15 protein-coding genes and 1 tRNA gene are annotated in these 19,437 nt (G+C 71.3%); 4 read left to right on the top strand and 12 right to left on the bottom strand.

Translation table 11 applies throughout. From position 1 onward, the window contains the following. Window positions 1-114: 114 nt before the first annotated feature. From IF01_RS0126865 to IF01_RS0126845, 5 genes are all read right to left on the bottom strand, one after another. Window positions 115-1,473 (bottom strand): DUF2399 domain-containing protein, encoded by a 1,359-nt coding sequence (locus tag IF01_RS0126865; protein WP_030396123.1) that lies wholly within the window; start codon window positions 1,471-1,473, stop codon window positions 115-117. Continuing rightward, window positions 1,467-4,580: a coiled-coil domain-containing protein gene (locus IF01_RS0126860; protein WP_030396122.1), complete on the bottom strand. Its 3,114-nt coding sequence runs from the start codon at window positions 4,578-4,580 to the stop codon at window positions 1,467-1,469. Before IF01_RS0126860 ends, IF01_RS0126865 begins: the two co-directional genes overlap by 7 nt. Then, entirely contained in the window at window positions 4,577-5,233 is a 657-nt protein-coding gene (locus tag IF01_RS0126855; protein ID WP_051756247.1) for a hypothetical protein, read from the bottom strand. Before IF01_RS0126855 ends, IF01_RS0126860 begins: the two co-directional genes overlap by 4 nt. Then, entirely contained in the window at window positions 5,230-5,598 is a 369-nt protein-coding gene (locus tag IF01_RS0126850) for a hypothetical protein (RefSeq protein ID WP_157855353.1), read from the bottom strand. The genes IF01_RS0126855 and IF01_RS0126850 overlap by 4 nt, the downstream gene beginning before the upstream one ends. Before the next feature lie 211 nt (window positions 5,599-5,809). Continuing rightward, window positions 5,810-7,126: a hypothetical protein gene (locus IF01_RS0126845; protein WP_157855352.1), complete on the bottom strand. Its 1,317-nt coding sequence runs from the start codon at window positions 7,124-7,126 to the stop codon at window positions 5,810-5,812. A 248-nt stretch (window positions 7,127-7,374) separates the two neighbouring features. Between IF01_RS0126845 and IF01_RS0126840 the strand changes: the two genes are divergently transcribed. Together IF01_RS0126840 and IF01_RS0126835 are read left to right on the top strand one after the other, a co-directional pair. Next, window positions 7,375-9,207 (top strand): ATP-binding protein, encoded by a 1,833-nt coding sequence (locus tag IF01_RS0126840; RefSeq protein ID WP_030396118.1) that lies wholly within the window; start codon window positions 7,375-7,377, stop codon window positions 9,205-9,207. Window positions 9,208-9,277: 70 nt separating this feature from the next. Beyond that, window positions 9,278-10,021, top strand: a complete 744-nt coding sequence (locus IF01_RS0126835) for a hypothetical protein (protein WP_030396117.1) — start codon at window positions 9,278-9,280, stop codon at window positions 10,019-10,021. A 475-nt stretch (window positions 10,022-10,496) separates the two neighbouring features. Here the strand turns inward: IF01_RS0126835 and IF01_RS0126830 are convergent. The 7 genes from IF01_RS0126830 to IF01_RS0126800 form a co-directional block, all read right to left on the bottom strand. Further along, a tRNA-Pro gene (locus IF01_RS0126830) sits at window positions 10,497-10,570 on the bottom strand. Between the two features lie 145 nt (window positions 10,571-10,715). Then, on the bottom strand, window positions 10,716-12,077 hold the full coding sequence (locus tag IF01_RS0126825; RefSeq protein WP_078880326.1) for an MFS transporter: 1,362 nt from the start codon (window positions 12,075-12,077) through the stop codon (window positions 10,716-10,718). 72 nt (window positions 12,078-12,149) lie between these two features. Beyond that, window positions 12,150-12,629 (bottom strand): MarR family winged helix-turn-helix transcriptional regulator, encoded by a 480-nt coding sequence (locus IF01_RS0126820; protein ID WP_157855350.1) that lies wholly within the window; start codon window positions 12,627-12,629, stop codon window positions 12,150-12,152. 290 nt (window positions 12,630-12,919) lie between these two features. Then, the gene (locus IF01_RS0126815) at window positions 12,920-13,738 is read right to left on the bottom strand and encodes a DUF1684 domain-containing protein (RefSeq protein WP_030396114.1); all 819 of its coding nucleotides are present in this window, start codon (window positions 13,736-13,738) and stop codon (window positions 12,920-12,922) included. 226 nt (window positions 13,739-13,964) lie between these two features. Beyond that, window positions 13,965-14,825 carry an acyl-CoA thioesterase gene (locus IF01_RS0126810; protein ID WP_030396113.1) on the bottom strand — a complete coding sequence of 287 codons (861 nt, stop codon included), beginning with the start codon at window positions 14,823-14,825 and terminating at the stop codon, window positions 13,965-13,967. 250 nt (window positions 14,826-15,075) lie between these two features. Further along, window positions 15,076-15,783: an alpha-ketoglutarate-dependent dioxygenase AlkB family protein gene (locus IF01_RS0126805; protein WP_244215638.1), complete on the bottom strand. Its 708-nt coding sequence runs from the start codon at window positions 15,781-15,783 to the stop codon at window positions 15,076-15,078. Between the two features lie 198 nt (window positions 15,784-15,981). Then, window positions 15,982-16,797, bottom strand: a complete 816-nt coding sequence (locus IF01_RS0126800; protein ID WP_051740736.1) for a LysM peptidoglycan-binding domain-containing protein — start codon at window positions 16,795-16,797, stop codon at window positions 15,982-15,984. Window positions 16,798-17,478: 681 nt separating this feature from the next. On the opposite strand from IF01_RS0126800, the gene IF01_RS0126795 reads away from it, so the two are divergent. Continuing rightward, window positions 17,479-18,345, top strand: a complete 867-nt coding sequence (locus IF01_RS0126795; protein WP_037781241.1) for a DUF8842 C-terminal domain-containing protein — start codon at window positions 17,479-17,481, stop codon at window positions 18,343-18,345. A gap of 286 nt (window positions 18,346-18,631) precedes the next feature. Beyond that, on the top strand, window positions 18,632-19,414 hold the full coding sequence (locus tag IF01_RS44280) for a hypothetical protein (protein WP_157855349.1): 783 nt from the start codon (window positions 18,632-18,634) through the stop codon (window positions 19,412-19,414). Window positions 19,415-19,437 lie beyond the last annotated feature (23 nt).

Raw genomic sequence — 19,437 nt, 5'->3', positions numbered from 1 at the left:
TATCCTTGGTACGTCAGCTCATTGGAGTTGCCGGGCTCTGGGTACTTGCCGTCGCCCGGGCCCTGGCCATGTGATCCAGGTAGGGCGTTCACGACGGTTCCTTGCCCGCCACGCTCAGGACGGGTCGCTCTCGACGAGTGCCACCACGGCTTCGGTGATGCAGCCCTCCTGTTCGACGGGGTAGCCGCGGCGAAGGCAACCGTCTGCCAGGGCCGCCGCAGGGCTGGCAAGCATGGCGCGGAGGTCTCGCCAGACAGGACTGTCGGGTGGCCAGGGAGCCTGTGGCGGATGAGTTGGGGTCAGTCCGACGTCGCAGATCGTGCTTCGCTGTCGGGCGTGCGGCGTCAGCGAGTTCCAGATGGCGGTGGCGATCCGGACTCCACCGAGGTCGGCGTCGGGGGCGATGATGATGGTGGCTGCCTGTTCGGCGAGGTTGGCGATGTGATGGCGGATGTCGTGGCTCGGCATGCCGGCGTGGTACACGATCCCTGGTGTTCGCCGACTCGTCCGAAGCTCCTCGTAGGCGGCGTCTGCGGCCTGGAGGTTCTCGACAACGATCAGGGTGCGGCTGTGCAGTTGAAGGTTGAGGCCGCGGGTTGCGGCCGGGATGAGGACGATCCCGAGGTCGTCGAGAGGCCGGCGGTGGTCTCCTGGCATCGCTGTGATGGGTCCGCCGAGACCTATCCGGCTGTGCCCGCGCAGGCCGATGGCCTCCGCAAGGGTGGTGGGGACTCCCGACTCGCGTAGCGCTCGGATCGCGTCGTCCCAGGTCTTGGAGTTCCGGGTGTGTGCGAGGGAGAAGGCGCGGGTGCTGGTGTGCCGGGTGCCTTGGTGCAGATCGCTTGCGAGTGCGGTGAGCAGGGCGATGCGTTTGTTCGCGGGTGCGGGCCGTTCCAGTTCACGGGCGAGCGCTTCGTCGAGCTGTCTCAGGTCGTCTTCGACGATTCCTTCGGGGAGCACCTGGAGGTTGGCGATGGCGTCGCGGGCGCGTTGGAGGGCGCGGGTGCGGCGTTGGGTCTGGACGTCGCGGGCTTCCTGGTCGACTCTGGCGTGGCCGCGGCCAGCGGTGGTGAGGTGCCATTGGGTCGGGGCGCCGAGGGCCATGTCGTCGGTTACTTCGCACCGCAGGGTGACAGTGCCGGCCAGGACGAGTTCGATCGCGAGCTCCCAGGCGTCTTCGCCAAAGCGGGCTTTGACCGTGGACCAGGAGCGGGGTGTCGCGCCGAGGATGAACCTGCGGTCCCCCTGCCGGCGTGTGGACAGGATGAGGTCCAGCGCGGCCGGGTCCGGCGCGGTGGCGGGTAGGAGGTCGGCGTGGGTATCCCGCAGCCGTTTGCCCTTGACCCGTACGGTGCGGTGGGTTCCGTCGTCCTGGCGGCGGGTGCGTTGGACGAAGCGTGCGTGCAGCCCGGCCGGTGTTCCGGACAGGTGGACGACGGGGCCGTGGTGGGGGTCGGGTGTGGCGGTCACCACCAGGTGCGTCCTTCCAGGAGGGCTTCGACGGTGATCTCGACGCGCTCGTTGTTGTCGTCGTAGCCGAACATCCGGGTGGCGGTGTTGAGCGCCTCAGTGTGGCTGGGGTAGTGGAAGTAGAGGATGCTGCCGCAGAAGTCCGCGGCGTCGTCCATCAGCGTTTCCTGGCAGGTCCCCAGGATGGTGAGGCCGTGCTGCTGGGCGGTGTCGGCTATGGCGGACAGGATCTCGCGGCGGTGGTGGTAGCCCAGCGCGTCGCCGAGTTCGTCGAGGATGAGCAGGCGCCCTCGGGGGTGGGGAGATGCGAGGAGCGCCGCGAGGACGAGGTGGATGGAGAACAGCTTCTCCTGCGCGGCGTTGGTGATGTTGTCGTAGGGGAGCATGGGGCCTGTGGGGGTGCGCCGCCAGCAGGGAGTGATCTCGCAGCGCCACAGGTCTGACAGGGAGGCGGGCGGTGTGAGCGTGCGGCGCAGTTCGGCACCGTAGAGGCCAGCTCCGCGGTTGAGGCGGTCGAGGGCGTTCTCGATGTCCTGCAGGGCCTGGTCGAGCCGCAGAGTGATGCTGTCCTGCATGGCGTGGACACTGTGCTGGAGGTCGGCCAGGGTCCGTTGGCCTGCGGTAAGGCCGAGTTCGCGTTCCTCGCGGTTGGTGACGACGCGGGTGCGGGTTCCGCGGTCGGTGTCGGCCCGGGTGTCGAGCCAGTCCTGAATCGCTTCGGCCGGCGCCTCGAATGCCTCGGCGCCTGGGAACTGCCGCGTGCCTTCATCACCGGCCTGGTTGGCGCGCAGGTGGACGGCGTTCGCGATGGCGGGGGTTGGAGCGTTGGCACCGGTGATGGAGTTGATGCCGAGGTCGGCCATGGCTTGCAGGAGGTAGCGCCCGGCCAGTTCTCGCAGGGAGATCTCGCTTCGGCGGTCGGGGGGCTGCGCGGCGGGGTCCGGCTCTTCGCCGTCCAGAGGCCAGCGAAGTGCGGTGAGGGCCTGTTCGCGGCTGCCTGCTCGGTCCTGCCAGTACGAGGTGTTCAGGGCGGCGAGCAGCCGGTCGGCTTCGTCGATGTCGGCCTGGATGGTCGCCAGATTTTGCTCTGCTTCGCGCAGCAGGTGTTCTGCATTGCGGCGTTGAAGGACGAGGGTCCGCTGTTTCACCAGAGCATCCTGCATGTGCCGCTCGGCCTTGTTCGCGGACTCCAGCAGTTCCTGCAGTCGTGGTTCGGCCTGGGCGAGCTCGCTTTCGAGGACCTGCCGCCTTGCGCGCAGTGCGGCAGCTCGCTCAGCGTGTTCGAGCCGGCTGACGAGCAGCTCGGCGTCGGCCTGTGTCACGTGGGCCCGCTCTGCGGTCCGTCCGGCTGTTAGAAGGGCTTCTGCGCTCTCGTCTGCCACGTGGCGCAGGCGTTCGAGGAGGGCGTCGCGGCCGGTGATGGGCTGCGGGAATCCGCCGAGGATCCGCAGGCCGAGCTCGTCGTCGAGGGCGGCGATCGGGTCCGTGGTTGTGTGGAGCCGTTCGGCCAGCGTGTGCAGGAAGGGCCGCAGGGCGGGTGGCGCGAATGCCGGGGAGCGTGATGAGTGGCCGTGCTGGCGTAGGACCAGGACTGCACCTGGCAGTTCGGCGAGTGCTTGAACGGCCTGGTCGGCCTGGTCGGCGTCGATGCAGACGGCGTCCCGGTAGAGCGCGAGGCGTGCCTCCCAGCGATCACGCTGGTTGGCCGGGATGTCGAGGCCGTCCAGGAGGCCGACCGCGTCGATGCGGGCGGCGGACAGGAGCTGTACGGCGCGGCCGGCCTGACCGTAGTGGCCTCGTTCGGCCTGTTCGACGTTGTGCTTGGCTTCGGCGTGGGCGGCGTCCGCAGCGGTACGGGCGACTTCGGCGGCCAGTGTGTCCTGGCGTGCCTCAGTGGCGAGGTGGCGGGCGTCGGTCAGGGTGCCGTGGGCGCCGGCTGCCAGGTGTTCCTCCTCCTGGATGCGCTCTTCGGTGCGGGTGATGTCGTTCTTCAGGCCCGCCGTCCGGTCGCGGCCCTTCTCCAGCAGGTTGGCGGCCAGCTGGCTCTTCTCCGAGGCTGCGCGGAACGCTTCGTCGGTCTGGCGGCTGTCGCGCACCGCGTCCAACTCGGTGGTCGTGTGGGCCACAGCCCGCTCCGCGTCATCGCGGGGTGTCTGGAGGCTGTTCTTGCCCTTGGTCAGCTGGTCCTTCCTGGCGAGGACGTCCAGCAGGCCGCGGGCGTAGTGCAGTTCCCAGAATGCGTTGGCCTGGGCCAGGTTGGAGCGTGCCTTGTCCCGTTGTTCGACCGCGGACAGGGCTCGGTCCTCTTCGATGGTGGCGTTCTCGTTCTCTGCTGCCAGGTCGGCGAGGCGGGTCATCTCGCGTGCGAGGTCTCGGCGGATGTTCTCGTCGGTTTCGAGCAGGTGGGCCCGGCCGGTCAGGTCGATCAGGGCTGCTCCGATGCCGGCGGGGGTGAACAGCCCAGTCTCCAGTTTCAGGAGTGAGGGGCCGCCTCGGCGCTTGCCGCGGGAGGTGAGGTAGGCGAGGCAGCGAGGGACGGGTCCGTAGAGCCGTTCGGCGTACTGGATAGCTCCCAGTGAGGGGCCTGGGAGTGACTTGAAGATCGCGGTGGCGGCTTGGTGGCGATCCTCGTCTTCGCGGGAGGTTGCGAGGTGGATCCCTGCGGCATGGCGGACTTGGACGTAGGGGGCGGTGGCGGAGATCCTCATCCACACGGTGTGGGCGCTCGCCAGGACGTCGTCCGGATCGACGAAGACGCCCACGATGAAGCCGAAGGTCGCTGCCGGGTACCGCTGGGCGGCGACGCCGGCGGTGTCGGGTTCGAAGAGAAGCTGGGCAACGGATGCCGGGCCTGCCCCGTACATGCGCCACTCCGGGTCGCCGAGCAGGAGTGCGACGGCCGCGAGCCAGCTGGTCTTGCCGGATTCGTTGGAGTCCTCCGGGCCTTTGCCGGTCACCGCGACGAAGCAGCCGGGCACGGTGACGATGGCGGCCGAGGGGTGTCGGGCGATGTCGAAGGTCTGGACGGCTACCAGTTGGCGGTCCCCGATGATGCCCAGGTCGATTTCCCGGGTGCTGGTGGGCTCTGCAGGACTCGTCTGGGTGGTCATGGTTCGAGCTCCTCGGCGGGGCGGGACGCTGGTGCCGGGTTCCGCCGCTCGCGTTGGCGCCGGATGACGTCGGCGAACGGGGAGTCGGGCAGGGTGACGAGGACCAGGTCCTCCCACAGGCGGGCCGACTGCGCGTCGGTGAGCCGTAGCAGGGCCGGGCCGGGCAGGATCTGCCCGAGGTACCCGGTGCGCAGCAGGCGCCGGGCCTTCAGCCGCCGCACGGCGGGGCGGATCAGCGTGTAGGTGAGGTCGTCGTCGGTGTTGCTGTGGATCTCTGTGATGGAGGTGCCGGGGCCGTCGCTGAGCCAGGAGGTGGACTGGTGCTTGCCGCCGGCGCGGGGTATCGCCACGGTGCGCAGCAGGACGATGGCCAGCACGACTCGGTCGGCCTCCGGGAGGAGGCCGATCCCGTCGGACGCGAGCGTGCGTGCCACGGTGTCGTCGTAGCCGCTGGTGTACCCGGCGACAGTGCGGTGCTCACGGGCGAGGAGAGTACGGCCGGCGGCTCTCAGGCGGCTGGCGACGACGGCGCGCAGTGCATCGTCGGCGAGCGCGGGAAACACCTCAGCCGGAACAAGGCCGTCGGCCGCCTCCAGGGCGGCGACGGCAGCGAGCACGAGGGTCTCTTCCCGGTCGGAGAGGATCTCGGTCATGGTGCACCCTCCTGCGGGGGGTGGTCGCCGCCCTCGGGCGGGCGGGGCAGGTGGTCGTGCATGCGGCGGACGGCCTCGGTGAAGGTGTCGGGCAGGGCCGCGACTGCGGGACCGAGATGGAGCTTGGCGCCCTCGCTGTAGACGAGCAGCAGGAGAGGCAGCTCGGTGTCGAGAGCGTCCTTGACCGTCTTGGAGTCGGCGCCGATTTCCACCAAGGCATCGATGATCAGCGCGCGGTCGAACGGCTTGCCGGGGTACACCGGCCGACGAACGTCCCGCCAGCCCGCCGCGAGACACATCGCGAAGGTGAGCGACTGCGTCGGGCTCAGCCGCCGCACCGGGTAGGCGGCCGTTTCCTCTGGCACCGGCGGAACGGACCACCCCAGGGTCCGCACCCGGCGGATCTCGCCCGGTCGGCCGGAAGTAAGAGCAGGCGGTGGGACAGGAGCGGAGCAGTCCACGAGCCGTCTACCGCAGGCGAGTGCCCGGTGCTGCGTGCTCTCGACAGCCTGTGCCGACAGGCCATGCATGTCGATCAGTCCCTGAGCACGGGCGGCGGCCAGGAGATAGGCGGGGTCAGAGGGTTCCATGGCGCTCCTCGTATCTGCGGCGATGCAGGTGTTCAGTTGCCTCGGCGTCCTGCCGGTGGAGGACGACGGGGTGAAGGTAGGTGACCCAGCCGATCCGGTCGATGATCAGGTTGATGCCGATCTCCAGGCGGTACGGCGCGTACGGGTCCGCGTCGAGCCCGATCAGGTCTGCGAGCAGGCGGGCGGCGGCCGGCCAGTGGGAGCGCTGGAGCTCACCGGTGAGATCTGCGCGGTCACCCTCCACGAGGACACGCTCGGCCAGGTGATCCTGTCGGCTGCGTTCGCGGACACGAGCCTCGCCCATCCGTTGCACCGGGTCGGGCTCCGGCGAGACCTGCGGCATGGCCGGGCGACGACGGACCCGAGTGTAGGGGGCGAACTCCTCGACCGCCCTCATCAGCATGCCCGCGTCGATCCACACGGTCGGCGGATCCACCACAAGATCGGCACCGAACTCGCCGAGTTGGGCCAGCGGGGCGTGCCGGGCAGCTTCGAGGTATTCCTCCGCGCTGAGCACAGCAAAGTCGAGAGTACGACCACCCTGCTCGACAATCCGCTGGAGAGCGGCAGTCAGCGCCCGCTGGTAGCGCTGCTCGACGTTCAGCAGCGCAACTGCCTGGAAGTCGAGGGCGTGGTCGTTCGGGAAGTGATCGGAGACCTCCTGGTTGAGGAACTTCACCTTCTCTGTCAGACCGGGATGGTTGTGCTCCCGCTGCTCCTCAGCCAGTTCCCGGATGCTGGCGTCGGCTACCAGGCGTTCGAGGTGGATCGCGTAGATGCTCAGCATGTGCCGGCAGTCCAAGAGGTTGGCTTCGATGGTGGCCCGGTCGCGGGTGCGCTGTCCGATCAGTGACCTGGTCTCGTCGAGCAGCGCCACAAGTTCGTCGATCCCGCGGTGCCGGCGCAACCGTCCGTGGACCAGGAGGGCCGGCCCGACGGCCGGGTGCAGCGCATAGCGCTGCTGGTACTTCTTCGCGAGGTAGGGCTGGATCGCACCGTAGTGCTCGAAGATCGCCCAGCGGGCCTCGAAGAACCCCTCGCCGTACTGCGGCGAGCGCCGCTCGCGGATCAGCGCCCAGACATCGCTCTTGGTCGGTCCTCCAGATGCCTCGCTGTCCGCGAAGGCGGCGACGATGTCGCGAGCAGCGGCCAGTGCCTCCGGTCCTTCCAGAAGCGCCTCTTTGAACTTGGCGACCACTGCGCTGAATGCACGCACGTTCAGGGCCTGCTGTCGTGGGCTGAGGCCGCTCGGCAGGTCGTCTGGGCCTTGAGGCAGGTCGCCTTCGGGAGGATCCGTAGTCATCCGGCACTTCCCCGTTTCGCAGCGCGAATTGTACCAATTGTCCGCCTATGAAACGCCTACAACAAGAGATGGTGTGGGATATTCGGCCGCCCGCCCCCTTCGTCGGCATTGCGTGCGCAGCAGCACGTGCAGGCGGCCGTCGAGCGCCGCCGGCCGAACGCGACTTCTCCCTTCCCCTCGGCCGCCCCAGCATCACCACCTGGGCCGAATCCGAGAATCCTCGCCGACACGCACGGGATACTGGTCTGGTGCCAGAGACCGGACTCGAACAGGCCCGAACCGCCCTGTACGCCTACAACCCTTCGGCCCTCCTCGGCTTCCTGGAATGCCGCTGGCTGGACGCCAAGGGCGCCCCGTACGAGCTGAAGAGCCCCTCGGCGGTGGAGGAGCTGGCCAAGGACATCGCCTCCTTCGCCAACTCCACCGAAGGAGGAGTCATCGTCCTCGGTATCGGCACCCGGCTGGAGAACGGGCAGGAGATCCTCGACCGGCTACTGCCGTTCGACCGGTCATCCGTGGACCTGGACCAGATGCGCAAGCTCCTCCGGGAACGCATCACCCCGGCGCCGCGCAACGTCTCGATCGAGTGGATCGAGCACGGCGGCCCCGGGCAGGGCATCGTGTTCATCGACGTACCGCCGCAGGCCGTAGGGAATCTCCCGCACGTCGTGGCCGCGCCCAACGGCAAGCCCGGGCAGGTGAACCCGGTCACCGTCGCGGTGCCGCTGCGCGAGTCCGACGGGACGCACTGGCTGCCGAGAACGGAGGTCCAGCGACTTCTCTCCCTGGGCCTGGCCGTGAGCGGCGCTCCCTCCCGTACCCTTCACGACCTGGTCGACAAGCTCACTGCCGGCGACAAGGCCGAACCCCGGTACCACGTCGGCCAGGGTGCCCCAGGGCGCGAGGTGGCGTTCCGTCGCGCGTACGACGGTCTGGGAGGTAGCGCGGTGCTCGGCGAACCGACCGCCGCGGCCTACGAGGATGGCCCGGGTCTCGTGCAGCACTTCGCCGCCCTGGGAGACAAAACGGGTTGGGTGCTGTGCGCGCTGCCGGGCCGGTCGGTGGTCGCCGTGGCCGAGCCGCTCTGGCAGCACCTGCTCGCGGGCGGCTCCGGTGCGCCGGGTGGTCAGGCGCTCGCGGCCGTCGGCTTTCCTGCTCCGCCAGCTGGCGGTACCCCCACGGCGCTGCTCGAGGATGCAGAGACGGTCGAGCTCGTCGGGGGCGCCTGGGGCCCGGGTCAGCTGACGGTCACCACCGACGGGGAGCCGATCTGGCGGCCGACTCCCGCAATCAGCTTCGACCTGCCGAGAGCGGCTGGCAACTGGACCGCGGACGCCCCCGCTCCAAAACTCCGCGTCCGGGCGCTGGCCACTCTCCCCTGGGCAGCGGCACGGGAGTTGGAGGTCATACCGGAACGCCGGCGCACCCTTCTGCAGGCGCTGCCATTCTGCCCTCTCGCTGCCGCGGCGAGGACCCTTTCCCTTCGGCACGGCGTCGACATGCCGATGGGAATGTGGGCACCGGGTCCGCACCGCAATGCCGCAGACGCCGTCAGCTATTCCAGCACCAGACACAGCGAGGACGGTCCGGCGCTCACCGCAGCGGTGATGCTCGCCCTTCCGAACGCCACGGACTCAGCGGTCGTCTCCTGCGCCGAGGTACGCCTCGAAGGCACTGCGGCACAACCTGCCGCCCCGGAGGCCCGTGCCTCCAGGCCCTATCGAATACTGTCGCTGGAGGAGGTCGAGGAGACCCTGCTCGCGGCCTGGCGTACCGCCACCGAGGTCCTGCCGAGCGCCGTCGGCGACACGAACGCACCTCGACCGTGGTCCCAGCCGCCGACGGTGCTGCTCCAGATCGCCACCGGTTCGCCCCACGGCACTGCGGCCCCCTCGCTGGACCGCTTCGTCGACCTCGCCCCGTTCGGCAGCAGCGACCGCGCGCCGCTGACGGAGATGAGCGTCACCATCACCGCCGATCCGCAGCTGACCGACGGGAAACGGCGGCTTCTGCTTCGCCGCGCGCTGGTTCGGATGGCTCAGGCGTTCGGATACATCGACGCGGCGGAGGACCGTTTCTAGCGAGCAGCCAGCGTCACGCCGCACAGTGACGCCAGCCACGACACCACCGCTGTACGGGAGGATGCCCGGCATGACTTCCACACGCCCCGTCATCGACGTGGACGCCCCAGCGACCTGGCCCACCCCGCTGGCCGACCTCGTCACCGGGTTCACCCAGCGGCATGCCGCCGCCGCACTTCCCCGGGATTGCTTCACTGACACCGACATCGGCGGCTACACCGACCTGGACGCGATAGCCCCGCTGCTCGCCGGGCACTTCGTCCGGGCACGGCACTGCACTCGCTTGCTGGACCACGAAGCGGACAGCATCCAGGAGCACGGACTACTACTCGCCGACGACCAGGGTATCGCCGACCGCCTCGCCCGCGCCGCCGATCTCGGCCACCTCACCACCCCGCAGTACACGGCATTGAAGGAAGCGAACCTCATCACCCGCAAGGCCGGCGGACGGAAAGGCTTCGTGTTCCTGACGCTGTCCGGCGACGCCCTCGCCCCCAACCAGACCCTCGGCTGGCGCCTGCAGCAGTTCTGGGGCGGGGAGGCGGTCTACCAGCCCTGGGAGAACGACCCGGAGATGACGGACCTACTGCGGTCGCTCGGCCGCCCGGCCGTCGTCACCTGCCTCCTGGACCTGACCGACGGCCAGCCTCACAGCACCGCCCCGTCGCTGGCGCACGTGCTCCTGGGCAAGGCGCTTGGCGAAGCCGCCGACGCCACCGTCCACTACACGTCCCCGATCCCGCCGGCGCGCATCGAGTCGGTCGCGTTCCCCGGCGATCCCGCCTTCGACCGGCTGGGCCTTCCCGGCACGTAACCGGACGAAAGGCTACTCGGGCCCGGGTCAAGTGTGCTCCCGGCGATGCAGTCCGACATGGAGTGCGGGCTGCGCGCGGAATGGTCGCCCCAGCGGCGGGCCGTCACGCATAGCAACGCCACCGACCGCCGGGACTGCCTGGCCGTCGGTGGCGCGACCCGGAACGCTTCCTCTTTGACGCAACACCGCCACCTGAGAGACTGTCAGCGGTGGCCAACTTCCGCCACGCAAGCGGGATTTCCGCCAAGAACATGGCCGAAAATCAATTGTTACAATCCAGCATCGCTCACTGAGCGTGATCAATAGAGCAGGCAAATCGGGCATCCCGAAAGGGGGTCGACCCCACAACCCGGCACCCTGGTCCCAAAGTGGTCCCAGACAGTGTGCGAACCAATTTCCCTGGTCCCTGACGGACCGTCACGCAAAAGGCCGCTGACCTGGGATTTCTCCCGGCCAACGGCCTTTCCGACTCACGTCGGGACGACAGGATTTGAACCTGCGACCCCTTGACCCCCAGTCAAGTGCGCTACCAAGCTGCGCCACGTCCCGTGGTCTCGTGGCCCGGGCTGAGCCTGGGGGGCTCGGCTTCGGGTTTCTCGACCTTGTCGGCCGGTTCACCCGGCGACGAGGAAAACAATACAGCACGTCGGGGGGTGCTCGCTGCAGGGTTGTCGGGGGGTGGGTGGGGTGGGGGTCAGGGGGTGGGGTGGCGGGCGTCGTAGCGGAGGAAGGCGGGGCAGCGGGCGGCGAGGAGGAGGATGGCGGCGACGCAGGCGAGGCCGCCGCTGACGACGGAGACGGTCGGGCTGGTGAGGGAGGCGACGGCGCCAGACTCGAAGTCGCCGAGGCGGGGGCCGCCGGCGACGATCACGATGAAGACGCCCTGGAGGCGGCCGCGCATCTCGTCGGGGGCGGCGACCTGCATCATCGTGTTGCGGAAGATCATGCTGATGGTGTCGGCGCAGCCGGCGGCGGCGAGCAGGAGGAGGCCGAGCCAGAGGTTGCGGGCCAGGCCGAAGGCGGCGATGGCGAGGCCCCAGGCGGCGACGGCGGTCATGACGGCGGCGCCCTGGCGGTGGATGCGGCCGACCCAGCCGGAGAAGAGGGCGCCGGCCAGGGCGCCGACGGCGGGGGCGGCGGCGAGCAGGCCGACGGTGCGGGCGTCGCCGCCGTAGAAGGTGATGGCGAGGGCCGGGAAGAGGGCGCGCGGCATGCCGAAGATCATCGCGGCGAGGTCGGCGAGGAAGCTGGTGCGAAGGTTGGGCTGCTCGCGCAGGAAGCGGAGGCCGTCGAGGACGGAGGCGCGGCCCTTGCGGTCGCCGAGCGGGCGCATGGCGGGCAGGCGCCACATCGCGTAGAGGGTGGCTCCGAAGGCGACGGTGTCGACCAGGTAGGCGGCCTGGACTCCGTAGGCGCCGATGAGGACGCCGCCGATCATGGGGCCGACGGTGAGGCCGAGGTTCATGCTGACGGTGTTCAGGGCGTTGGCGGCGGGGAGCCGCTCGGCGGGGACGAGACGCGGGATCATCGCCGAGCGGGCCGGCGAGGCGAGCGCGAAGAAGGCGGCCTGGAGGGCCACCGCGGCGTAGAGGACCGCGACGAGGCCGACGCCCGCGATCGCCTGCGCGGCGAGCACGGCGGAGACGACGGCGAGGCCGGCCGAGCCGATCAGGCCGAGGCGGCGGCGGTCGGCGGTGTCGGCGATGGCGCCGCCGTAGAGGCCGAAGGCGATCAGCGGGACCAGGGAGAAGAGGCCGACCAGGCCGGTGGCGAAGGTGGAGCCGGTCAGGTCGTAGACCTGCACGGAGACGGCGACGGCCGTCATCTGCTGGCCTATGGAGGAGATGGACTGGCCGAACCACACCCGCCGGTAGTCGGCGTGGTACCGGAGAGGGCTGAGGTCGGCGAAGGCTCCCCGGGCCAGCCGCCGGTAGCGGGACCGCGGCGGCGCGGAGGGCCGCGCGGACGGCAGCGCGGAGAGCGGCGCAGAGGGCGGGGCGGGGGTCGGCGGCGAGTCCCCGTCGGCCGGCGAATTGGCAGGATGATTGGTCGACACAGTGCCCCATCGTCGTCCCGCCCGCCCCGGCCCCGGACACCGGGGGGCGTTTGCGGCCGCTCGACGCGGGCGTCAGCGCGGCCCGACGTTCTCCAGGATCCGGTCCAGCAGTGTCGAGAGCTGCGCGATCTCACGGTCGCTGAGGCCCTTGAGCATGTCCTGCTGGCTGCTGATCGCGACGGAGGAGATCCGGTTGTACATCTCCTCGCCGTCGGGCGCGATCTCCACGGTCGCCGCCCGGCGGTCGAGGTCGGTGCGCCTGCGAACGACCAGGCCGCGCCGCTCCATCGACTCCAGGTGACGGGAGAGCGTCGGGCCCTCGATGCTCAGGTACTGGGCGAGTGCGCGCTGGATCATCGGGCCCTCCAGCTTGAGGGCGGCGAGCACGGTCCAGGCCGCGAAGGTCGCACCGGCCTCGGCGAGGCGCTCCTCGAAGAACGCGCGACAGGACTTCGCGGTCAGGTGCAGCTTGGGCGCGACGCTGCTCCGCAGCCAGGTCGGACCGGCATCCGCCTCGGCGGCCAACCGTTCTGCGCTCTGCCGGCCGGGCATCCGCGCCTCCCAATCGTCACGAGATCCTCCGTCCCACCGGTGCAGGCGCCCAGCCGAGGCGGAACAGGCGAACGGGCGGAACCGGCCGAACAGGATCCTGGTCCGCAACATAGATAGGTAGCTTGCTATCTATCTAGCCAGAGTGGCACGCCCCCAGGAGGCTGTCAACGGGAACCCCGGCCTTCAACTCCCCGACCGGACCGGGCAGATGGACTACGGAGCAAGTAGCGCAGAACCCGCCGGACCCCGGAACGCACCGAGGCCCGGCGGGTGCACCGCGGAGCCGGCCCCTACCGGGTGAGGACCTGCTTCTCGCCCGCCTCCACCGCGAAGTCCAGGCGGTTGCCGGGCGGCGGGAAGGGGCAGATGAAGTGGTCCGCGAAGGCGCAGGGCGGCAGGTAGGCGCGGTTGAGGTCGAGCACCGTGCGGCCGTCCTGGTCCGGGGCGGGCAGGGTGACGAAGCGGAAGCGGTAGGTGTCCCGGCCGCTGGTCGCGTCGGCGATCACCCCGCTCAGCCGGCCGTCGCCCGAGCGGCTGACCGTCAGGGTGCGGTGCTCGCCGGCGACGGTGAACGCGATCTGTCCGGTCACCGCGAGCGGACGCTCCTTGCCGTCGGCGTTCGGGACGAGCACCGTCCGCCCGGCGCCGTGCACACCGCCGCCCTCACCACCGTCCTCGAAGGGGGTGAAGACCGCCGGAACGGCCCACTCCGGCGCGTAGGGGTAGGCCGAGATCCCGGCGAACGACGCCCGCCCGGGCGAGTTCGGGTCGAAGACCCGCAGGGCCGGCTCGCCCTCGCGCTCGATCGGCACCAGCAACACCTCGCCGAGCGCGGCGGTGTCCGCCGCCGGGTCGGTGTCCGGGCGCAGCAGCACCTCGCCGTCGACGGGGGTGTCCGCTCCCGCGACAGTGACACCGTCGGCCGCCACCGCCCGCAGCCGCACGCCCTCCGCGTCCGCCCACCAGACTCCGGGCAGTCCGGCGATCGCCGCCGGCTCCGGCTCCAGCCAGTGCGTACCGGTGAGCGCCAGCTGGCCGTGCGGCGCGCTGACGGTCGCCGCCCGTCCGTCGCTCCAGTGCTGCCATTCCTCCGCGGCCGTCGCCGTCATCGGCTCGCCCTCCCAATCCGGTCCAGGGCCCGCAGGGCGGGCCGTCCGTTCTCCGTCACCCCATCGAACATCCGGTACCCGGGCCGGGCATTCCCAGTCCCGGACACCGTCGCACGGTCGTCGCACGCCCGTCACGCCCGCCACGTCGGTCACACCGCGGCCATGCCACCGTCATACCGGTCAACACGCCGTTCGCACCCGCGCCGACACCGCCACCACTCGCCCCTCAGGACTTGATCCGGCGGAACAGGCCCTCCTGCACCACCGACACCACCAGCTGGCCGCTCCGGTCGAAGATCTGCCCGCGCGCCAGGCCCCGGGCGCCGTGGGCGATCGGGGACTCCTGCTGGTAGAGCAGCCAGTCGTCGGTGCGGAACGGCCGGTGGAACCACATCGCGTGGTCCAGCGAGGCCATGTCGAAGTGCCGGGTGCCCCAGAGCGGCTCGACCGGGGCCCGGACGGCGTCCAGCAGCGTCATGTCCGACGCGTAGGTGAGCGCGCAGACGTGGATCAGCGGGTTGTCCGGCAGCGCCCCGTTGGTGCGCAGCCAGACGCCGCTGCGCGCCTCGACCCCGGCGAGCTCCTCGGTGGTCCAGCGCAGCCGGTCGACGTAGCGGATGTCGAAGGGCTGGCGCCGGCTGATGAACGGGGGCAGCTCGCCGAGCCGGGAGCCGACCTCGTCCAGTGCGCTCGGCAGCTTCTCCGGGCCGGGCACGTCGGGCATCGGGTACTGGTGCTCGATGCTGTCGGGCTCCGGGGCGTGGAAGTCGGCGGTCAGCGCGAAGATCGACCGACCGCCCTGGATCGCCAGCACCCGGCGGGTGGTGAACGAGCGGCCGTCCCGGAGCCGGTCCACCTGGTAGACGATCGGCACCCCGGGCACGCCGGGCCGCAGGAAGTACGCGTGCAGCGAGTGGACCGGGCGGTCGTCGTCCACGGTGCGCCCCGCCGCCACCAGCGCCTGGCCGGCCACCTGCCCGCCGAACGTGCGCTGGAGCGCCTCCTCGGGGCTTCGCCCGCGGAAGATGTTCAGCTCGATCTGCTCGAGGTCCAGCAGTGCGACGAGATCGTCGACGGGGGTAGCCATGGGACACGTCCTCTCCGGGCCGCCGCCCGGGCCGGAGGTCTTCCGCCCCGCCGCCGGCTGCCCGTTCTCTCGAATTCTCCAGCTCAATCGAATTCCTCAGCGAGCCGGGACATTCCCCGCACCCGGGCCGGCCGCACCAATTCACTCGAACGAGGTCGAACAGTAGTCCCTGCGCGGAACGTCGCCGCAGGTGGGAGCCGCAGCGGGGACCCGCAGCTGGGAGCCACAGGTGGGAGCGGGACGGCGCCGCTCACAGGCCCGACTGCCGGACGGTGATGTTCAGCCGCCCGGTCAGCCCCAGCGCCGGGTCCGCCGTCCCGGGCAGGGTCCGCACCACACCGTGGTACGCGAACCGGGCCGGGCCGCCGAACACCAGCAGGTCGCCGCCGCGCAGCTCCAGATCGGTCCACGGCCTGGTCCTGGTCTCCGTGTTGCCGAGCCGGAAGACGCAGGTGTCGCCGAGCGACAGCGAGACCACCGGGGCGTCGGCGCGCTCGTCGCGGTCCTGGTGCAGGCCCATCCGGGCGCCGTGCGGGTAGTGGTTGACGATCGCGACGTCCGGCTCGTAGTCGACGGCCCCGGCGATGCCACCGATGCCGCTGATACCGCCGCCGACCGTCGCCCCGTACGCCTCGGCCACCGCCCGCCGGGCGAGCGCGCCGAGCTCGGGCGGGAACGGTTTGACCGGGGTGCCGTCCTCGGCCACGCCCCGATAGCCGTACGGATACCAGTGCAGGCCCAGGCTGACCATCCGGACGGACATCGTCCCGCCGGTGGGCATCCGGACGGTGTGCATCCCCGCGGGCGGGCGCGCCCAGTCGCGGCAGGCGGCGCCCAGCCGCAGCTGCGCCGCCGCGTCGAGCCAGCCGGGGAGCAGCACCGCCCCCGGAGCCGGCTCGGACCGCCCGCGCTCGGGGGAGGCGTCGAAGAGTCCGCCGAACAACTCGCCCTGGGTCACATCCCCATCCTCGCGCACCCCTCCGACAACGGCCGGACCGGCAACAGCCACCGGGCCCGACAGCCATCGGCCCCGGCAACCGCCGGAAACCCCCGACGGCCGCCCTCCCGTGGTGCGGGAGGGCGGCCGTGGAGGCGTGGATCAACCGCCGGATCACCCGGCGTCGGATCGACCAGCGCCGGATCGACCGGCGTCGGATCAGACGGTGAGGGTCTGGCCCGGGAGGATCAGGTCCGGGTTCGCACCGATGACCTTGGCGTTGTTGTCGTACAGGGCGTGCCAGTCGACGCCCTGGGCGGCGGCGATGCTGCTCAGGGTGTCGCCGGCCTTGACGGTGTAGGTGCCGTTGACCTGCTTGGCGTCGTTCGAGGTCCAGGACTTGCCGGACTTCGCGGCCTTGTCGGCCTTCGGCGCGGCGTCGGTCTTCGGCGCGGCCTTGGGGGCCTCGACAGCCTTCGGGGCGTCAACAGCCTTCGGCGCGGCCTTGGGGGCCTCGACAGCCTTGGGGGCCTCGACGGCCTTCGGCGCGGCGGCCTTCGGAGCCTCGGTCGCCTTGGGGGCGGCCGGCTTCGGGGCCTCGGTGGCCTTCGGGGCGGAGGTGTCGACCACGGGGGCGGCGCCGCCCTTGGTCAGACCGGCCTTGACGGAGCAGACGGGCCAGGCGCCCGGGCCCTGCGAGGCGAGGACCTTCTCGGCGACGGCGATCTGCTGCGCCTTGGTGGCCAGGTTGGCCTGCGAGGCGTAGGCGGTGCCGCCGAAGGCGGCCCAGGTGCTGGAGGTGAACTGCAGACCGCCGTAGAAACCGTTGCCGGTGTTGATGGCCCAGTTGCCGCCGCTCTCGCACTGGGCGACAGCGTCCCAGGTGGAGACGGAGGCGGCCGAGGCCGAGGTGGCCGTGACGAGGCCGGCCACCGGCAGGGCCGCGACAGCGGCGCCCGCCACGACAGCCATCCGGACGCGGTTGCGCTTGGTGGCGGTGGTGGTGGCAGCGGCGGTCTCGTTACGGAAGGTCATGAGGTTCCTCTCGACAGCCCCGGGAGGGCATGCGGAACCAAGCCCTGGAGGGTCTGGAAATCGCGCGCCGCGTCCGTCGGGCGGCCGGAGACGTGTCGGACGTTCCGTGCCGCCCCGGCCACCTCCACACACCGGCGACCTGTTCGAGCGGTCGCTTCGGCGGGCACTGCCGGCGCCGGTGCGAAACCGGCGGGCTGTGCGTCGGGGGTGAACCCGGGTGGTGCTCGTTGCACCGCCAATGAAGCTACGAGGCGGGCGGCCGGGGTTCAAACAGCCGGAGGTCTCCCCAGCTCAGCACGGCGTTACCGGCGGTAACGACCATGTAAATGTGTCCAATTTGTCCGTTTTAACCGTCATTTCCTAGATCAAACATCGACGAGCCGTGACTCACCTCACCGCTTCATTCCGGCAGTCCCGCCATCGAGATCGACAGATTGCGACGCGGAGAACACCCTCCGCGATCGGATCAGAGGCAATTCCCGTCACCCCTACCCCCCACCCGTGACCCCTGCCACAAGGGCCCGTTGGTAAGGGCGGCCGGGCCGCCGCCGCCTCCCGGCTCGAACAGACCCGACCTTCCGGCTCCACCGCGTTCGACCCCGGGGGCCGGGCCCCGAGACCCCGGGCGCCCGCCCCGACAGCCCCCAACCGGTATTTCCGACCCCGCACCGAGGAGACCCAGTGCCGCGCATGCTCGACGTCAGCGACGAGGTCCGATCCGAGATCGGCGACGACGAGGCCGACCGCCTGCTCGGCGGCGCCCACGCACCCGACAACTACGAATGCACCTCCTGCCGCACCCCCGGCGACGCCCTTCTGGAGCCGACCAGCACCGTGCTGTTCGTCGGCGACGAGACGGCCGTGCTCGCCTTCGCCCACGCCCGCTGCATCCCGTCCCAGGTCGTCCCGGTCGCCGAGGAGCAGCTGGCCGGCGCCGTCCGCAGCATCAGCCAGGCCCGGAGCGACGTGTCCGCCGACGCCGCCCGGCTGCAGCCGTCCCTGCCCGCCCAGGCCCTTCCCACCCCTGCCGCTCCCGCCCCGACGTCCGACCCGGCCGGACGGACGGGCGCACCCGGCCAGGCCGCGATCCTCGGCATCACCTGCGGACTGGTGCTGCACGGCGACACCGGACACGCCTCGCTGGTCGTCGAGCCGACCGGGCCGGTCGGCCGTCCCGGCAACACCACCGGCGAGGACGAGTTCCTCGACCTGCTCCAGGACGCGGGCTTCCAGCCGGTCACCGACCTCGACAAGACGCCGGACCAGCTGCCCGGCTGGTCGGTGCTGGTCGCGATGGGCAAGCTGCACGCGATCCTCCAGCCGGCCGCAGCCGGGGGCAGCACCGGCTGGTGGCAGGCCCACCAGCCGCTCCAGGTGACCGACGCCTGGCGGTTCGCCGCCAACCAGCTCGGCGAGGTGACCATGTACGCCGTCCCGGCCGGGACGGTCGGCCGGCAGCCGCGCGAGGACCTGCTGCGCCAGGCGCTGGAGCGCGCGGTGGCGCTGGGCCAGGTGGTGTCCGCCTCCCTCCCGCTCGCCGGGACCTGAGCCGCGCCCGGGACGCCGGCCGGAGCTCCCGCCGGTGGAGGTCGCTGCCCGAACGCGGCCTCCACCGGCGGGAGCCCGGGTCCGGCCGCACCCCCCGGGCCACCACCCCGGCTGCCCGGCCCGACAGGCCCGACAGACAGGCCCGACAGACAGGCCCAGCAGGCAGCCGCCGCCCCGCCGCCGCACCCCGCATCCCCCGGCGTCCTCACTCGTTGGGCCCTGCGTGTACAGCTACGACGTCCCCGCAGCCCCCCGGCGGTCCGCCGCCTCCCGCGCGATCCCGGGCATGCGCCCGTCGTACGACGCCGAGCACCCGCACTCGGCCACGCCGATCTACGACGAGCTGTACTCCGAGTACCGGCGCCTCTTCCGCGCCCTGCCCGGCGACCGCTCCGGCGAGGAGGACCTCGCCTTCGCGGGCTTCGCCGTCCGCGACACCGGCCCGGGACGCGCCGACCACCGGACCGACCACCGCGCCGATCACCGGACCGACCACCGCGGCTACCCGCCCCAGCACCAGGCGTTCCAGACGTACGCGGGCCAGGCGATCGGCCTCCCCCAGTTCATGCCGAGCCAGCCGGGCAACCCCGACCCCACCGGCCCGGCCGAGCACCACGGGCACACCGGCCACCACACCAGCACCGGCCACCAGGGCCCGCACACCCAGCACGGCCAGCACAACCAGCACGGCCACAGCAACCTCCCCGCCCTCCCGGCCCAGATCCACGCGCACGACCAGGGCCACACCCACGGAGGCCACCCCGGCCACGCGCCGAGCCCGTACGCGACCGGCTTCCACCCCGTCGCCGCCCCGGCCCACCCCCAGGGACCGGCCCAGGCCCAGTTCGGCACCGGCCAGGGCTGGGTGGCGGCGGGCTACCTCGGCGCCGTCCCGCACCCGATGGCCACGCACCTGCCCGCGCCCGCCCCGGTGACGGTCCCGGTCCCGGCCCCCGTGCCGACCGTGGGCACCTCCTACGGCCCCGGTGGCGGCCCCGGCACGACCAGCGGCGGCCGCCACCGCAGCCTGCTCTCCCTCCCCCCGGGCCGCAGCGGCGACCACCACTGAACCCGCGCCCCCACCGCACCCCG

The organism is Kitasatospora purpeofusca, from assembly GCF_000718025.1.
GTDB lineage: Bacteria > Actinomycetota > Actinomycetes > Streptomycetales > Streptomycetaceae > Kitasatospora > Kitasatospora purpeofusca.
This window is presented reverse-complemented; position numbering and strand designations above follow the sequence as displayed.

Coding starts and splice junctions, on each gene's coding strand:
- IF01_RS0126815 (WP_030396114.1), bottom strand. CDS start 13,738: ATGACGGCGACGGCCGCGGAGGAATGGCAGCACTGGAGCGACGGACGG.
- IF01_RS0126820 (WP_157855350.1), bottom strand. CDS start 12,629: ATGCCCGGCCGGCAGAGCGCAGAACGGTTGGCCGCCGAGGCGGATGCC.
- IF01_RS0126855 (WP_051756247.1), bottom strand. CDS start 5,233: ATGACCGAGATCCTCTCCGACCGGGAAGAGACCCTCGTGCTCGCTGCC.
- IF01_RS0126860 (WP_030396122.1), bottom strand. CDS start 4,580: ATGACCACCCAGACGAGTCCTGCAGAGCCCACCAGCACCCGGGAAATC.
- IF01_RS0126810 (WP_030396113.1), bottom strand. CDS start 14,825: ATGGCTACCCCCGTCGACGATCTCGTCGCACTGCTGGACCTCGAGCAG.
- IF01_RS0126845 (WP_157855352.1), bottom strand. CDS start 7,126: ATGACTACGGATCCTCCCGAAGGCGACCTGCCTCAAGGCCCAGACGAC.
- IF01_RS0126835 (WP_030396117.1), top strand. CDS start 9,278: ATGACTTCCACACGCCCCGTCATCGACGTGGACGCCCCAGCGACCTGG.
- IF01_RS0126800 (WP_051740736.1), bottom strand. CDS start 16,797: ATGACCTTCCGTAACGAGACCGCCGCTGCCACCACCACCGCCACCAAG.
- IF01_RS44280 (WP_157855349.1), top strand. CDS start 18,632: ATGCGCCCGTCGTACGACGCCGAGCACCCGCACTCGGCCACGCCGATC.